Below are 14,863 nucleotides of genomic sequence, written 5' to 3'. Positions count from 1 at the left end.
GACAGAGCGAGCACGGCCCGCCCTGTCCGACACGATTACTCGTAATCCATCACGAACGGCAGAAAGCCGTCGGCATTGCCCGGATTGGTGGGCGTGCCGTTAAGCACATACACCGCGCCAAAATTGATTTCAGCGGTGGCACCGCTGGCGCCATCCTTGATGAGTGTGGTGTCGACGGTTTCGTCGCCGCTCAGATCCATCAACACGCTGGAGGCATTGAGCAGGCCGATACCGACGCCATCTGCCGCACCGGTGGTGCGCAGGAGTTTCGCGTCGTTGTTGTCCAGGCCACTGCCGTTACGGGCAATAAGGCGCATCTTCACCATGTTGTATTGGTCGGCACCCGCACTGCAGTTGACCAGCAACTGGATGGGGGAAGCCGTTTCGAATCGGCTTTCGCTCGATACACCGATATCGGAGAAGGACACGTTGCCCAGGTCGATATTGATTTCGCCAGGGTTGGTCCCCGTACTGACACCCGTGCCCGGCCCCACATCGCAGGAGATATTGGTCAGTGTTCCGTTGAAGACCATTGTGCCGTTGTTCGCAGCACTGGCGGTACCTGCCATGCCAGCGCCCATTACGCCCAGAACTGCCAATGTAAGAGAAAGCTTTTTCATGCTAACGACCTTCCTTGTGTTATTTCGTGTGTGCCCGCTATCGGACGGTGAGCACTATAGAGCCAGGTCTATTTCAGTGCTGTCAGCTCGATAACTTTCACCCCGCAGACAACACAACACAACACGCAGGACAGGTCTGTAGGAATAATTATAAGTGGTGCCTTGCACACTGATAAAAACCCTTTTCAATACAGAAGCGTGCCCTTACTCAGGCACAGACTGCCGACGCCTTCACTGTGGCCGAGGTTATGTATCGTTCAAACTTTACAGGCACTGGACTGCCCCTTGAAAGCGTGACAGTCCGGACGAGAAAACACGACAGACCGGTAGTTACTGATAGCTCAACGTGACCACCGCAGCACTTGCCTGCAGGGCTTCTCCGTCGATTAACACGGCGGCAGGCAGCACCTGATACTGCGTCACGAAGGGCATTGCCTGCTCACCACAGACATTGCGTTCGGTGCTCACATGAATAGTGACTCCGGGTGCAACTTCCAGCGTTCGCGAATGAACACCGGGCGCCGTCATCTCTGTACTGGAAATCATGCAACTGCTGTTGACAATACTGCCGCGCAACGTAATTGCACCGTCCTTTGCCCATGACGAAGCGGGAGCAGCCAGCAGCAACGTCGACAGGATTGCGACCCACAAACGTTTATCAAGGGACCGTAACTTCACCATCACTTTTCCGTTCGATTTCTGACTGCTCATGGCGTACTCCATTCATAGACTCATACGATAATTTAAGTTGATGAGAGAATGACCTGCCAGAAACCTACTTAGGAAAATGTAGGAAAACTCCTAGGACTTTATAAACATCTGGACAACTATCTCTTCAACATAGATATCGTCCGATTCCGACTTTTCTTGACTGCACGCCACACCCGCTGGAGGCTTTCTGACAAACCTGACAGCTGAAAGTCATTCTGTTGACCGGGTTTGCAGGCTATAAGGAAGCTGTAAAAAACATCTCTCCCGTACCGACATTTGGCGTTTTCTTCATATGCGCAGAAAGACCCTGACCGTCACCGCCGTCGTCCTGGTGATCGCCTGTGCGGCGATTGCCGGCTGGAAACTGACACGCCCGGCCGCACTCCCCAAAAATGCCGCTGCCGCTGTACCCGTCAAAGTGATCACGGTCAGCCTTGAAGACGTACCGCGTTTCGTCACAGGGATCGGATCGGTGCTGTCGCTGCAAAGCGTGGTGATCCGCCCGCAGGTGGATGGGGTGCTGACGCGTGTATTGGTCAAGGAAGGTCAGCAGGTCAAGGCCGGGGACCTGCTGGCAACGCTGGATGACCGCTCTATCCGGGCCGCGCTGGAGCAGGCGCGTGCCCAGTTGGCGCAGAGCAAGGCGCAACTGGACGTCGCGCAACTGGACCTCAAGCGCTATCGCCAGCTCACCCAGGACAATGGCATCTCGCGGCAGACATTCGACCAACAGCAGGCAATGGTCAGGCAACTCGAAGCCACGGCGAAAGGCAACGAAGCGAGCATCAACGCCTCACAGGTGCAGCTGTCCTACACCCAGATTCGCTCGCCGGTGACGGGACGGGTCGGTATTCGCAACGTCGATGAAGGCAACTTCCTGCGCGTCAGCGATGCTGCAGGGCTGTTTTCAGTGACCCAGATCGACCCGGTTGCCGTGGAGTTTTCCCTGCCACAGCAAATGTTGCCGACCCTGCAGGGGCTGATTGCCGAGCGTAACGCTGCGACCGTCAAGGCGTATCAGGGCGACGGCGCGGCCAACGGCCTGCTGCTGGGTGAAGGCACGCTTTCATTGATCGACAATCAGGTGTCGGCAAGCACCGGTACGATCCGCGCCAAGGCGCAATTCAAAAACCCCGGCGAGCAACTCTGGCCGGGGCAACTGGTGACCGTGAAGATCCAGACCGGTATCGAACTCAACTCGCTGAAAGTGCCGCCACAAGTGGTGCAGCGCGGCGTTGACCTGCACTTCGTCTATCGGCTCACTGCCGATAACAAGGTGGAAGTCGTGCCGGTCAAAGTGCTCTATCAGGACAGCGAACAGACACTGATCAGCGGGCCGCGTGCTGGCGATGTACTGGTCAGCGACGGCCAGTCGCGGCTACGCCCCGGGGCAACGGTCGAAGTGATCACCGCGCCTGCTGCGGATGTCGCGAGCGCGCAAGTGGAGCCCGCACGATGAACGGCCGGGGCTCGGTATCGGCGTGGTGCATCGACCACCCGGTGGCCACCTTGTTGCTGACCTTCGCACTGGTACTGCTGGGGGTCATTGCCTTTCCACGGCTGCCGATCGCGCCGTTGCCGGAAGCGGAATTCCCGACCATCCAGGTCACCGCGCAGCTCCCCGGCGCCAGCCCCGAAACCATGGCGTCTTCGGTTGCCACGCCACTGGAAGTGCAGTTCAGTGCGATACCGGGCATGACCCAGATGACCTCCAGCAGCGCACTGGGCTCCACCAACCTGACGCTGCAATTCACGCTCAACAAAAGCATCGACACTGCGGCCCAGGAAGTCCAGGCCGCCATCAATACCGCAGCCGGACGCCTGCCGGCCGACCTGCCCAGTCTGCCGACCTGGCGCAAGGTCAACCCGGCCGACAGCCCGGTGCTGATCCTCAGCGTGAGTTCCAGCCTGATCCCCGGCACAGAACTGAGCGACGTCACCGAAACCATTCTGGCGCGCCAGCTCAGCCAGATCGAAGGCGTGGGCCAGGTCTTCATCACCGGTCAGCAACGTCCGGCGATTCGTGTTCAGGCCGCTCCCGAGAAACTGGCTGCGCTAGGGCTGACCCTGGCCGATATTCGCCTGGCGGTGCAGCAGACCAGCCTGAACCTGGCCAAGGGCGCGCTGTACGGCAAGGACAGTATTTCGACCCTGTCTTCCAACGACCAGTTGTTCAAGCCGCAGGACTACGCGCAACTGATTGTTTCCTACAAGAACGGCGCACCCGTCCAGCTCAAGGATGTGGCACGGGTTGTCGCGGGCTCGGAAAACGCCTACGTCAAGGCCTGGTCCGGCGATCAGCAAGGCGTCAACATCGCCATCTTCCGCCAGCCGGGCGCCAACATTGTCGACACCGTGGACCGTATCCAGCGTGAACTGCCACGCCTGCAGGAAATGCTCCCGGCCAGCGTCGATGTCTCGGTACTCAACGACCGCACCCGTACCATCCGTGCCTCGCTGCATGAAGTGGAAATGACCCTGATGATAGCGGTGCTGCTGGTGGTCGCGGTCATGGCGCTGTTCCTGCGCCAACTGTCAGCCACCCTGATCGTCAGTGCGGTACTCGGGGTCTCGCTGATTGCCAGCTTTGCGATGATGTACCTGTTCGGCTTCAGCCTGAACAACCTGACACTGGTGGCCATCGTGGTCGCGGTCGGTTTCGTGGTGGACGACGCCATCGTGGTGGTCGAGAACATCCACCGTCATCTCGAAGCCGGTCAGGGCATGCGCGAGGCCGCGATAAAGGGCTCAGGGGAAATCGGCTTTACCGTAGTGTCGATCAGTTTCTCACTGGTGGCGGCGTTCATTCCGCTGTTGTTCATGGGCGGCGTGGTCGGGCGACTGTTCAAAGAGTTCGCTCTGACCGCAACCGCGACCATCCTTATTTCGGTGGTCGTCTCCCTGACCCTCGCGCCGACCCTGGCCGCCTTGTTCATGCGCGCGCCCACCCATCACCCGCATCAGAAACCGGGGTTCGGTGAACGCCTGCTCGCCTCCTACGAGCGTGGCTTGCGCAAGGCCCTGGCCCATCAGCGGCTGATGCTTGGCGTGTTCGGCCTGACCCTGGCGCTGGCGGTAGTCGGTTACATCCTCATCCCCAAAGGCTTCTTTCCGGTCCAGGACACCGCTTTTGCACTCGGGACCACCGAGGCGGCTGCCGACATCTCCTACCCGGACATGGTGGAAAAACACCTGGAACTGGCAAAGATCGTCGGCGCGGACCCTGCGGTGCTGGCGTTCTCGCATTCGGTCGGTGTTTCAGGCAGCAACCAGACCATCGCCAACGGCCGCTTCTGGATCTCGCTCAAGCCACGCTCCGAACGCGATGTGTCGGTCAGTGAGTTCATCGACCGCCTGCGCCCCAAACTGGCCAAGGTCCCGGGCATCGTTCTGTACCTGCGCGCCGGGCAGGACATCAACCTCAGCTCCGGCCCGAGCCGCAGTCAGTACCAGTACGTGCTCAAGAGCAACGACGGCGAACTGCTCAACACCTGGACGCAACGGCTGACTGAAAAGCTGCGCAGCAACCCGGCGTTTCGCGACATGTCCAACGACTTGCAACTGGGCGGCAGCGTCACGCACATCGACATCGACCGCAGCGCTGCCGCGCGATTCGGCCTGACCACGGCCGATGTCGACCAGGCACTGTACGACGCGTTCGGCCAGCGGCAGATCAGCGAGTATCAGACGGAAGTCAACCAGTACAAGGTGATCCTTGAACTGGACGCCCAGCAGCGCGGCAAGGCTGAAAGCCTGGCGTACTTCTACCTGCGCTCACCGCTGACCAGCGAAATGGTGCCGCTGTCGGCGCTGGCCAAAGTCAGTGCGCCGCGTATGGGACCGTTATCGATCAGCCATGACGGGATGTTTCCGGCGGCGAACCTGTCGTTCAACCTGGCACCCGGGGTCGCCTTGGGCGATGCGGTGCGCATGCTCGATCAGGCCAAGAACGAGATCGGCATGCCCGCCTCGATCATCGGCAGCTTCCAGGGTGCGGCACAGGCGTTCCAGAGCTCGCTGGCCAACCAGCCGTGGCTGATCCTTGCGGCGCTGGTGGCGGTGTACATCATTCTGGGGGTGCTCTATGAAAGCTTCGTGCACCCGCTGACCATCATCTCCACCCTGCCCTCGGCAGGTATCGGCGCATTGTTGCTGTTGTGGATGATGGGCCAGGACTTCTCGATCATGGCCCTGATCGGCGTGGTGTTGCTGATCGGTATCGTCAAAAAGAACGGTATTCTGCTGGTGGACTTTGCCCTGCAGGCCCAGCGCGAGCAGGGCCTCACGCCGCACGAGGCCATTTATGAGGCCTGCATCACCCGCTTCCGACCGATTATCATGACCACCCTCGCCGCCCTGCTCGGCGCGCTGCCGTTGATGCTCGGTTTCGGCGTCGGTGCCGAGTTGCGTCAGCCGCTGGGTATTGCCGTGGTCGGCGGCCTGCTGGTGAGCCAGATGCTCACGTTGTTCACCACGCCGGTCATTTATCTGCAACTGGAGCGGCTGTTTCATCGACGCCACCCGGCGCCCGCCGCACCGGCGCCGGCCCTGCACAAGTGAGAGTCGCCTGATGCGCGTGCTGATTATCGAAGACGAAGAGAAAACCGCCGACTACCTGCGGCGGGGCCTGACCGAACAGGGCTATGCCGTGGACGTGGCGCGCGACGGGATCGAAGGCCTGCACCTGGCGCTGGAGAATGACCATGCGATCGTCATTCTCGATGTGATGCTCCCGGGCCTGGATGGTTTTGGTGTGTTGCGTGCGTTGCGCGCGCGCAAACAGACACCCGTGATCATGCTGACCGCGCGCGAGCAGGTCGACGACCGCATTCGCGGCCTGCGCGAAGGCGCGGATGATTACCTGGGCAAACCGTTTTCCTTTCTGGAACTGGTCGCCCGCCTGCAGGCCCTGACCCGGCGCAGCGGTGGCCATGAACCGGTACAGATCACCATCGCCGACCTGTGGATAGACCTGATCAGCCGCAAGGCGACCCGTGCCGGCCTGCGCCTGGACCTGACCGCCAAGGAGTTTTCGCTGCTCAGCGTGCTGGCCCGACGTCAGGGCGACATCCTCTCCAAGACATCCATCGCCGAGATGGTCTGGGACATCAACTTCGACAGCGATACCAATGTGGTCGAAGTCGCGATCAAACGCTTGCGGGCCAAGCTCGATGGCCCTCACGAGCACAAGCTGCTGCACACCATTCGCGGCATGGGTTATGTGCTGGAGAACCGCAGTGCGGGTTGATTCGATTGCCCTGCGCCTGAGCGGGCTGTTCGCGCTGGTGGCACTGGTGGTGTTCCTGCTGATCGGCTGGGCCTTGTACCTGCAGGTCGACAAGAGCCTCGACCTGCTGCCCCGCGCGGAAGTGGATGCGCGCTACAGCGTGCTGGAATCGGCGGTCAATCGTTTCGGCAACCCGGAGCACTGGGGCAAGATCAAGAACAAGCTCACCTTGCTCAGCGAGGAGGACAAGCGCCTGCGCTTCTGGGTGGTGAGTGACAATCCACTCTACGAGTTCGGCAATCCCGGTGCGGACATTCGTCGTTTTGCGCACGGGCCGCTGGGCATGCACGACCTGAAGCTGGCGGATCACCCGTTTTCGTTCAAAGTGCTGGTCAGCGAGTTTCCCGCCAAGGAACAGCGTCCGGCACTGCGCTTTCTGACCGCCATCGACACCGAGACGTTCTGGCACACGCAGCACTCGCTGCTGGTCGCCCTGATCAGCCTGGCAACGCTGGGCATTCTGCTCGCGTCGGCGCTGGGCTACTGGGTCGCGCGAATTGGCCTGCGACCGCTGACCAGCCTCTCGCAGGAAGTCCAGAAGCTCGCCCCGCCACGGCTGTCCGGACGCTTGCAGCTGTCGCCGCTGCCACCGGAACTCGAGCAATTCGTCGCCTCATTCAACTCCACGCTTGAACGCGTCGAGCAAGCCTACTCGAGGCTGGAGTCGTTCAATGCCGATGTGGCACACGAGCTTCGTTCGCCGCTGACCAATCTGATCGGTCAGACCCAGGTAGCGCTGACCCGTGGCCGCTCTGCCGAGCATTATTTCGAGGTGTTGCAGTCGAATCTCGAGGAGCTGGAGCGCCTGCGCTCGATCATCAACGACATGCTGTTTCTGGCCAGCGCCGATCAGGGCACCAGGGTCAAGGCACAAACCTGCACCTCACTGGCTGAAGAAGTCGCTACGACGCTGGATTACCTGGACTTCATTCTGGAAGACGCGCACGTGCAAGTCCGTGTCAACGGCGACGCCAGCGCGCCGATTGAAAAATCCCACTTGCGCCGAGCGCTGATCAACCTGTTGCATAACGCCGTCCAGCACACCGGCGCTGGTGAAGTCATTGAAGTCAACATCGAATCCCGCGATGCCCATGTCACTGTCAGCGTGACCAATCCGGGCGTACACATCGCTCAGGAACATTTACCCAGACTGTTCGAGCGCTTTTATCGGGTGGATGCCTCACGCAGCAACAGCGGCGCCAATCACGGCCTGGGGCTGGCCATCGTCAAGGCGATTGCCTTGATGCATGGCGGCACCGTGTTCGTGAACAGCGACAAGGGCGCCAATACCTTCGGCATCCAGTTGCCTCGCTGACACCTGAAAATACTGACTGCACTGACCGTTTTCACAGTCCTCAGTGTGCGCCTGTTCGCAGCATTTTAAATACACTTGCTTTATTCACATTCCCTTCATATGAGGCTATAAGGAGCGTGTTATACACGCGTCATTAAGTTCCCCAAATAACTGATAATTTTATTAACCGATTATCAAGAATCATTCGTCTGCAGGTAGAACAACCGATGATGGTGTTTGCGTTTTCTCGGCAAGCCCGGCTCAGATGGACCCGTCCGGAGCTGATATTGATTTTCGGCAGCTCGGTTTCAATGCTCGCCATTCTGGCGATCGTGGCGTCTCTACTGGCCCGGGAGCGCGACGACGCAGCACAGACAGCAGCACGTGCAGCATCCAATATCGTGCGTTTGATTGATGCCGACGTCATGCGTAACGCAGAACTTTACGACTCTTCCCTGCAGGGTATGATCAGTGCGTGGCAGCGTCCCGACCTTCAGCAACTGTCGCCTGAACTGCGTCAACTTGTACTGTTTGATCGCGCCACTGCCGCCTCTTACAAGGGCGACCTGGTATTGCTCGATAACCGCGGCGACATAGTGGCTGATTCTTTATCTGTCATTCCTCGACAGGACAACTTCTCTGACCGCGCCTATTTCAAGGACCATGCAACCGACCGCTCTTTGACGCTACATGTCAGCGCGCCGTACAAGACGCGCTGGGGCTACAAGGACTGGTGCATCAGTTTCAGCCGTCGTGTATCAGGACCCAACGGTGAGTTCATGGGCATCGTGAGTGCGGCGATGCGCCTGGTGTATTTCAAGCACCTGTTCATGAGCCAGAACCTGGGCAGTGAAAGCAGCATCAACCTGATCAATACCTCGGGCATTCTGATCGTTCGCTACCCGGAAATGGAAGGCCAGGATCTGATCGGCAAGGATTACAGCCACAGCCCCAACTTTCAGCGCATCCTTCAGGAAGGCGATGGCAGCTTCGCCGCGATGTCGACGCAGTTGAACGCTCGTCGGCTGTATACCTTTTCCCGAGTCGGCAACCTGCCGCTGATCGTCGTCATCGGGCAATCCGAGGATGAGGTGTATGCCGTCTGGCGGCGCAATGCCTGGCTGGTCGGCTCGGCCACCAGCGTTTTGTGTCTGGGCATTCTGTGGCTGACCTGGCTGCTGTGTCGCGAACTGCGAAGACGCCACCGTGCCGAAGATGCGCTGGCCAGCCTGGCCGCGACCGATGGTCTGACCGGGCTCGATAACCGCCGCCAGCTCGACGAGGCCATGGAGACCGAATGGGCCCGAGCGCAACGCTCTGGCAAGCCGCTGTCATTGCTGATGATCGACGTAGACCATTTCAAGGCATTCAATGAGCGTCACGGCCATCAGGGCGGGGACGAGGCGCTGCGTCTGATTGCGCAGACCATCTCATACTGCATCCGCCGTCCGGGCGACCGGGTGGCGCGCTATGGCGGCGAAGAGTTCGTGGTGGTGCTGCCGGAAACAGATTTGCCGGGCGCCATGCTGATCGCGGAAAAAATTCGCAAGGCCGCAGAGTCACTGCCGCTTTTCAGGAATGCCGAGCATCCCATCACCGTGAGCATCGGGGTCGCTTCGGAGGTCGTTCGCCAGGGCGACAAACTGGAGGCATTTTTCGGGGTAGCCGACAAGGCGCTGTATCAGGCCAAGGACAATGGACGTAACCGGGTCGAGTACCGCAGCTCGGTTGCCAGAAAGGTGACCGATCAGGTTTGACCGGCTGCCTTCGGGCATAAAAAAACGCCAGACTGGCTGGCGTTTTTTCGGTTACCGCTGAGGCATCGAATTACGATGCGGCGTGGGCTGCACGTGCTGCGTCACGCAGTGCTTTTACCTTGTCGTGGTTGGCCAGAACGCCAGCCTGCTGCTTTTCGATCAAAGCAATCACGTTGGCAGGAGCGTTGTGCTTGACAGCTTTTTCCAGCGCTTCGCGATAAGCCTTCTTGGCAACGTCTTCGCCTTTTTCAACTTCTTCCAGAACGGCCTTGTCGTCGTCCGAAGTAACCATCGACTTCAGGTTGACCCATGCGCGGTGCAGTGCGCCAGATACGCTGGAAGAATCTTCAGGCTTGCCACCCAGTGCGGTCACTTCAGCTTGCAGTTCACGAACGGCTGCAGCGACTTCAGTAGAACGGTTTGCAAGGAACGATTTTACCTGGGCGCTTTTTGCGTGTTCTGCGCTGGTACGGAAACCTTCTTCACCGTCTTTGCTGGTTTCGATCAGGTCATTCAGGATAGAGATCGTTTCTTTGTTGATATCAGTCATTTGATAATTTCCTAATGGCAGGTTGATACGAAAGTGTTCGATGTATAGGTAATTGCAGACACCGTGCCAGTTTTTGAAATGAAAATAATTATTTAATATCAATGACTTACGAAATTTTCACATTTGCCCGTTCGTGACTTCTGCATGATCTGCGGTTTGGCCTGCATGCAGAATGCACGTATCGTACAAGCTGAGACAGAAACGCAGGCTTATCGCGAATGAACCCGGAAAAACTCAAGTTGCTGGTGACACAGGAAATGCCGTTCGGCAAATACAAGGGCCGGCTGATCGCTGATTTACCAGGGCATTACCTGAACTGGTTCGCCCGCGAAGGCTTTCCCAAAGGAGAGTTGGGCGGCTTGTTGGCGCTGATGCAGGAAATCGATCACAACGGCCTTGGCGCGCTATTGGACCCGTTGCGCACGCGTCCACGTCAGTCGTTCAAGGACAAGGGGTAAAAACGAAGAGAAGGTCCGGGGAGAAAAAAACGGTGCTCCGGACCAGGGAGCACCGAAAAGCCATACAACCAACAACAACTTCCTTGTCGGAATCAGCCGCAAGGGGCTGACGCCGAAATCCTGAAAATCAGTCAAACAGCGCCATGGCCTGCGCAGTCGCTTCCTGGATACGCCCCCAGTCGCCATTCTTGACCCAGGCGTTATCGATCATCCAGGTGCCGCCCACGCACATGACGTTGGGCAGGGCCATGTAGCTCTTGAGGTTCTGCTCATTAACGCCGCCAGTGGGGCAGAAACGCACCTCGTTGAACGGCCCGCCAAGGGCTTTGATCGCTGCCACACCGCCGCTGATCTCGGCCGGAAACAGCTTGAAACGGCGATAGCCCATGGCGTAGCCGATCATGATTTCCGAGGCACTGCTGATGCCGGGTAGCAAAGGCAGCGGGCTGTCGAGCGCCGCCTGCAAGAGTTCCTGCGTGCTGCCGGGCGTCACGATGAACTGCGAACCGGCCGCTTCGGCGTCGGCCAGCATCTTGCGGTCCAGGATCGTCCCCGCGCCCACACACAACTCGGGGCGCTGTTCACGCAGGATACGAATGGCGCTCAGGCCGAACGCCGAGCGCAGGGTCACTTCCAGCGCAGTCATGCCGCCAGCGGCCAGTGCATCGGCCAGCGGCAGTACGTCCTGGTCACGGGCGATGGTGATCACCGGCAGAATCTTCGCCTTGGCGCAGAGTTCGTCGATCTGGGCAATCTTGTTCGCCATGCTGGTCAGCGGCTGATTATTTTCGTTCTGTGTCATGGCGACGGTTCCTTTGTTTGTGGGGCTTATCGGGGCTTATGGGCACCAGTAAATCTCGAGAGACGGGTTGAGAAAGGCACGCACCGGCATCTCGGCGAGGTCATCGCCTGCCAGCGCGGTGCGCAGGGTGTCGAGTTTGGCCTGACCGGACACCGACAGAATCGATGAACGCGCCGACGCCAGCAGGCGGCGGGTCAGGGTCAGGCGCTGGTGCGGCACGCTCGGTGCGAGCATGGGCAGGCAGCGGCGCTCGCCTTGCAGATCAAGGGCTTCGCTCAGATTCGGGCTGTTGGGGAATAGCGATGCGGTATGCCCGTCGTCGCCCATGCCCAGAATCAGTACATCGATGGGTGGCAGCTCGGCCAAGGCCTGATCGGCAGCCTGCGCGGCTTCCTCGACACTGCTCGCAACGCTGTACAGGCCGAGAAACCTGGCCTTCGCCACAGGCCCCTGCAACAAGTGGCGGTGCAACAGGCCGGCATTGCTGTCGGCATGTTCGGTCGGCACGAAGCGCTCGTCCGCCAGACTGATGACGACCTTCGACCACTCTAGCGGTTGTGTCGCCAGACTCTGGAAGAAGGCGACCGGGCTGCGTCCACCGGACACCACCAGCGTCGCCAGACCGTTCTCGCTGATCGCCTGCTTCAGGCGCTCGGCGACATTTTCGGCCAGTGCATCGGCCAGTTGCTGCGCCGTGTCGAAATCGTGTGCTGCCAGCCCTGCTGGCAGCTTGAGGTCACATGTCGCCATACCAGGATCTCCCGTCGCGAGTAATCAGGGCAATGGAGCTCATCGGCCCCCAGGTTCCGGCCGGGTAAGGTTTGGGCGCATCGCCCGCCTTCTTCCAGCCAGCGATCAATTGATCGCACCATTGCCAGGCGTACTCGATCTCATCTTTGCGGACAAACAGGTTCTGATTGCCACGCATGACTTCCAGCAACAACCGCTCATAAGCGTCGGGGACACGAGCGCTGCGGTAGGTGTCGGAAAAATTCAGTTGCAAGGGACCGCTGCGCAGCTGCATGCCCTTGTCCAGGCCCTGATCCTTGGTCATCACCTGCAAGGAGATGCCTTCGTCAGGCTGCAGGCGGATGATCAGGCGGTTGCTGATCTGCAAACGCTGTTCAGGCGCGAAGATGTAGTGCGGCGGCTCTTTGAAATGGATCACGATCTGCGACAGCTTCTGCGGCATGCGTTTGCCGGTGCGCAGATAGAACGGCGTACCCGACCAGCGCCAGTTGCGGATATCGGCACGCAACGCGACGAAGGTTTCGGTATCGCTCTGGGTATTGGAGTTTTCCTCCTCCAGATAGCCAGGCACCGCCTTGCCTTCGCTGTAGCCGGAGGTGTACTGGCCACGCACCACCTGGGTCGCCAGACGCTCCGGGGTGAAGGGTGCGAGTGCCTTGAGCACCTTGACCTTCTCGTCACGGATACTGTCGGCCGACAGGTCGCTTGGCGGGTCCATGGCAATCAGGCAGAGCAGCTGCAGCAGGTGGTTCTGAATCATGTCACGCAGCTGGCCGGCCTGATCGAAGTAGCCCCAACGGCCCTCGATGCCGACCTTCTCGGCCACCGTGATCTCTACGTGCGAAATATGGTTCTGGTTCCACTGGGTTTCGAACAGGCTGTTGGCGAAGCGCAGAGCGATGAGGTTCTGTACCGTGTCCTTGCCCAGATAGTGGTCGATGCGATAGACGCGGTTTTCCGGGAAAAACTGCGCGACGGCGTCATTGACCCGGCGCGAAGAGGCCAGGTCGTGGCCGATGGGTTTTTCCAGTACGGCACGCGTGCGTTCGGCGAGGTTGACCGACGCGAGGTTCTCGCAGATGGCGCCATAGACCGAGGCCGGTGTGGCGAAATAGGCGATCAGGGTTTCGGCATTGCCGACCCGCTCGGCGAGCGCAACGTAATCCTCGGCCTTGAGAAAGTCGACATGCAGATAGCTGAGACGCGCCAGAAAGCGGCTCAGGTTGTCCGGCTCCAGCTCCGTCTCGGGAATGAAGCGGCGCATGGATTTTTCGATGTACGCCAGATGCGACTCTTCGTCGCCTGGTTCACGCGCCAGGGCAAGAATTTTTGTGTCTTCATGCAGCAGTCCAGCGCGATCAAGCTGATAAAGAGCCGGGAACAGCTTGCGTACCGCAAGGTCCCCCAGGGCACCAAACAGGGCAAATGTGCACGGTTCAACCGTAATCAAGGGCATAATGTTGGTTCTTTTATCAAGTTAGGCTACAAATACCTTTTTTAAAGGCGTTACTCAAGGCCATATGTAGTAATAACCACAACATTCTGCCTGAAAGCATATTCCAGTGGTGATCAACACAGGCCCTCAGTACGATAGGCCACCTTTGCTACAGGCTAAAGGGCTAATAAAAGCCCAAGGCAAAACCGTTGGTAAATCAGCCCCGACAAGGACTTTGAATGGACCGCGTAAGAAACCTCCTGGAGCAAATCCAGGGCCGACTCGACGAGCTGAACAAGGCCGAACGCAAAGTGGCCGAGGTCATCCTGCTCAACCCGCAGATGGCCACGCGGCTGAGCATTGCAGCGCTTGCCCAGGCCGCCAAGGTCAGCGAGCCGACGGTCAATCGCTTCTGCCGTTCGTTCAGTGTCAGTGGCTATCCGGAATTGAAGCTGCAACTGGCCCAGAGCCTGGCCAGCGGCGCGGCCTATGTCAGCCGTGCGGTGGAAGCCGATGATAATCCGGAGGCCTATACCCAGAAGATTTTCGGCAGCGCCATCGCGTCACTGGACAGCGCGTGCCAGCAATTGGACCCGGCCTTGATCAGCAAGTCTGTGGACATGCTCATCCAGGCGCGGCAGATCCATTTTTTCGGGCTGGGTGCCTCCGCGCCGGTAGCCTTGGACGCGCAGCATAAATTCTTCCGCTTCAATCTGGCGGTGACGGCGCATGCCGATGTGCTGATGCAGCGGATGATTGCATCGGTGGCTCATACCGGCGAGTTGTTCGTGATCATTTCGTATACAGGCCGTACCCGTGAGTTGGTGGAGGTGGCGCGTATCGCCCGGGCCAACGGCGCGTCGGTGCTGGGGCTGACGGCAGCCGGTTCGCCGCTGGCCCAGGCCAGTACGGTGAGTCTGAACATTCCTCTGCCGGAAGATACGGATATTTATATGCCGATGACGTCGCGGATCATTCAGTTGACTGTGCTCGATGTGCTGGCCACGGGTATGACGCTGCGCCGCGGCGTCGATTTCCAGCCGCATCTGCGCAAGATCAAGGAAAGTCTGAATGACAGCCGTTATCCGATCGAGGATCAGGGCTGACCGGGTGTGATCGGAAGAACGCGTTGACTATCGTTCCAACGCTCCGCGTGGGAATGCAGTTCGTGACGCTCTGCGTCACACGGCGGTTTTTCT

General features: G+C 59.3%; 13 protein-coding genes. 7 read left to right on the top strand and 6 right to left on the bottom strand.

From position 1 onward, the window contains the following. Nucleotides 1–35 precede the first annotated feature (35 nt). Nucleotides 36–620: a fimbrial protein gene (locus QRN50_RS16020; RefSeq protein WP_011266843.1), complete on the bottom strand. Its 585-nt coding sequence runs from the start codon at nt 618–620 to the stop codon at nt 36–38. A 330-nt stretch (nt 621–950) separates the two neighbouring features. Continuing rightward, nucleotides 951–1,331 carry a fimbrial protein gene (locus tag QRN50_RS16015; protein ID WP_024639201.1) on the bottom strand — a complete coding sequence of 127 codons (381 nt, stop codon included), beginning with the start codon at nt 1,329–1,331 and terminating at the stop codon, nt 951–953. Between the two features lie 292 nt (nt 1,332–1,623). Here QRN50_RS16015 and QRN50_RS16010 point away from each other — a divergent pair, with 292 nt between their 5' ends. From QRN50_RS16010 to QRN50_RS15990, 5 genes are all read left to right on the top strand, one after another. Continuing rightward, entirely contained in the window at nt 1,624–2,790 is a 1,167-nt protein-coding gene (locus tag QRN50_RS16010) for an efflux RND transporter periplasmic adaptor subunit (RefSeq protein ID WP_060409538.1), read from the top strand. Further along, nucleotides 2,787–5,891, top strand: coding sequence for a multidrug efflux RND transporter permease subunit (locus QRN50_RS16005; RefSeq protein ID WP_024642496.1), 3,105 nt, complete (start codon nt 2,787–2,789; stop codon nt 5,889–5,891). The genes QRN50_RS16010 and QRN50_RS16005 overlap by 4 nt, the downstream gene beginning before the upstream one ends. A gap of 10 nt (nt 5,892–5,901) precedes the next feature. Beyond that, nucleotides 5,902–6,579, top strand: a complete 678-nt coding sequence (locus QRN50_RS16000; protein WP_003314062.1) for a heavy metal response regulator transcription factor — start codon at nt 5,902–5,904, stop codon at nt 6,577–6,579. After that, nucleotides 6,569–7,933, top strand: a complete 1,365-nt coding sequence (locus tag QRN50_RS15995) for a heavy metal sensor histidine kinase (RefSeq protein WP_096127299.1) — start codon at nt 6,569–6,571, stop codon at nt 7,931–7,933. The genes QRN50_RS16000 and QRN50_RS15995 overlap by 11 nt, the downstream gene beginning before the upstream one ends. Before the next feature lie 206 nt (nt 7,934–8,139). Then, nucleotides 8,140–9,669 carry a sensor domain-containing diguanylate cyclase gene (locus QRN50_RS15990; protein ID WP_024660811.1) on the top strand — a complete coding sequence of 510 codons (1,530 nt, stop codon included), beginning with the start codon at nt 8,140–8,142 and terminating at the stop codon, nt 9,667–9,669. Between the two features lie 70 nt (nt 9,670–9,739). Here QRN50_RS15990 and QRN50_RS15985 read toward each other — a convergent pair whose 3' ends face one another. Then, nucleotides 9,740–10,219 carry a PA2169 family four-helix-bundle protein gene (locus tag QRN50_RS15985; protein ID WP_024642493.1) on the bottom strand — a complete coding sequence of 160 codons (480 nt, stop codon included), beginning with the start codon at nt 10,217–10,219 and terminating at the stop codon, nt 9,740–9,742. Nucleotides 10,220–10,437: 218 nt separating this feature from the next. On the opposite strand from QRN50_RS15985, the gene QRN50_RS15980 reads away from it, so the two are divergent. Then, nucleotides 10,438–10,677 (top strand): DUF3820 family protein, encoded by a 240-nt coding sequence (locus tag QRN50_RS15980; protein ID WP_003341842.1) that lies wholly within the window; start codon nt 10,438–10,440, stop codon nt 10,675–10,677. Nucleotides 10,678–10,804: 127 nt separating this feature from the next. Here the strand turns inward: QRN50_RS15980 and QRN50_RS15975 are convergent, their stop codons facing one another. The 3 genes from QRN50_RS15975 to zwf are packed head-to-tail and all read right to left on the bottom strand — an operon-like array spanning nt 10,805 to nt 13,685. Next, on the bottom strand, nt 10,805–11,479 hold the full coding sequence (locus tag QRN50_RS15975; protein ID WP_011266838.1) for a bifunctional 4-hydroxy-2-oxoglutarate aldolase/2-dehydro-3-deoxy-phosphogluconate aldolase: 675 nt from the start codon (nt 11,477–11,479) through the stop codon (nt 10,805–10,807). A gap of 36 nt (nt 11,480–11,515) precedes the next feature. Continuing rightward, nucleotides 11,516–12,229 (bottom strand): 6-phosphogluconolactonase, encoded by a 714-nt coding sequence (gene pgl, locus QRN50_RS15970; RefSeq protein WP_096127300.1) that lies wholly within the window; start codon nt 12,227–12,229, stop codon nt 11,516–11,518. Continuing rightward, a complete protein-coding gene (gene zwf, locus QRN50_RS15965; protein WP_011266836.1) occupies nt 12,216–13,685 on the bottom strand; it encodes a glucose-6-phosphate dehydrogenase in 1,470 nt (489 codons plus the stop codon). Before zwf ends, pgl begins: the two co-directional genes overlap by 14 nt. Before the next feature lie 218 nt (nt 13,686–13,903). On the opposite strand from zwf, the gene QRN50_RS15960 reads away from it, so the two are divergent. Continuing rightward, on the top strand, nt 13,904–14,770 hold the full coding sequence (locus QRN50_RS15960) for a MurR/RpiR family transcriptional regulator (RefSeq protein ID WP_002552324.1): 867 nt from the start codon (nt 13,904–13,906) through the stop codon (nt 14,768–14,770). Nucleotides 14,771–14,863: the final 93 nt, after the last annotated feature.

The sequence above is a fragment of the Pseudomonas sp. MEJ108 genome (genome assembly GCF_030208985.1).
GTDB lineage: Bacteria > Pseudomonadota > Gammaproteobacteria > Pseudomonadales > Pseudomonadaceae > Aquipseudomonas > Aquipseudomonas fragariae.
Note: the sequence above shows the minus strand (reverse complement) of the source record. Positions and strands in the feature narration are given on the sequence as shown.

Bases quoted from the DNA above. Each gene is read 5' to 3' on its own strand.
- pgl (WP_096127300.1), bottom strand. From the start codon at position 12,229: ATGGCGACATGTGACCTCAAGCTGCCAGCAGGGCTGGCAGCACACGAT.
- zwf (WP_011266836.1), bottom strand. From the start codon at position 13,685: ATGCCCTTGATTACGGTTGAACCGTGCACATTTGCCCTGTTTGGTGCC.
- QRN50_RS16020 (WP_011266843.1), bottom strand. From the start codon at position 620: ATGAAAAAGCTTTCTCTTACATTGGCAGTTCTGGGCGTAATGGGCGCT.
- QRN50_RS15985 (WP_024642493.1), bottom strand. From the start codon at position 10,219: ATGACTGATATCAACAAAGAAACGATCTCTATCCTGAATGACCTGATC.
- QRN50_RS16015 (WP_024639201.1), bottom strand. From the start codon at position 1,331: ATGAGCAGTCAGAAATCGAACGGAAAAGTGATGGTGAAGTTACGGTCC.
- QRN50_RS15960 (WP_002552324.1), top strand. From the start codon at position 13,904: ATGGACCGCGTAAGAAACCTCCTGGAGCAAATCCAGGGCCGACTCGAC.
- QRN50_RS15990 (WP_024660811.1), top strand. From the start codon at position 8,140: ATGATGGTGTTTGCGTTTTCTCGGCAAGCCCGGCTCAGATGGACCCGT.
- QRN50_RS16000 (WP_003314062.1), top strand. From the start codon at position 5,902: ATGCGCGTGCTGATTATCGAAGACGAAGAGAAAACCGCCGACTACCTG.
- QRN50_RS16010 (WP_060409538.1), top strand. From the start codon at position 1,624: ATGCGCAGAAAGACCCTGACCGTCACCGCCGTCGTCCTGGTGATCGCC.
- QRN50_RS15980 (WP_003341842.1), top strand. From the start codon at position 10,438: ATGAACCCGGAAAAACTCAAGTTGCTGGTGACACAGGAAATGCCGTTC.
- QRN50_RS15975 (WP_011266838.1), bottom strand. From the start codon at position 11,479: ATGACACAGAACGAAAATAATCAGCCGCTGACCAGCATGGCGAACAAG.
- QRN50_RS16005 (WP_024642496.1), top strand. From the start codon at position 2,787: ATGAACGGCCGGGGCTCGGTATCGGCGTGGTGCATCGACCACCCGGTG.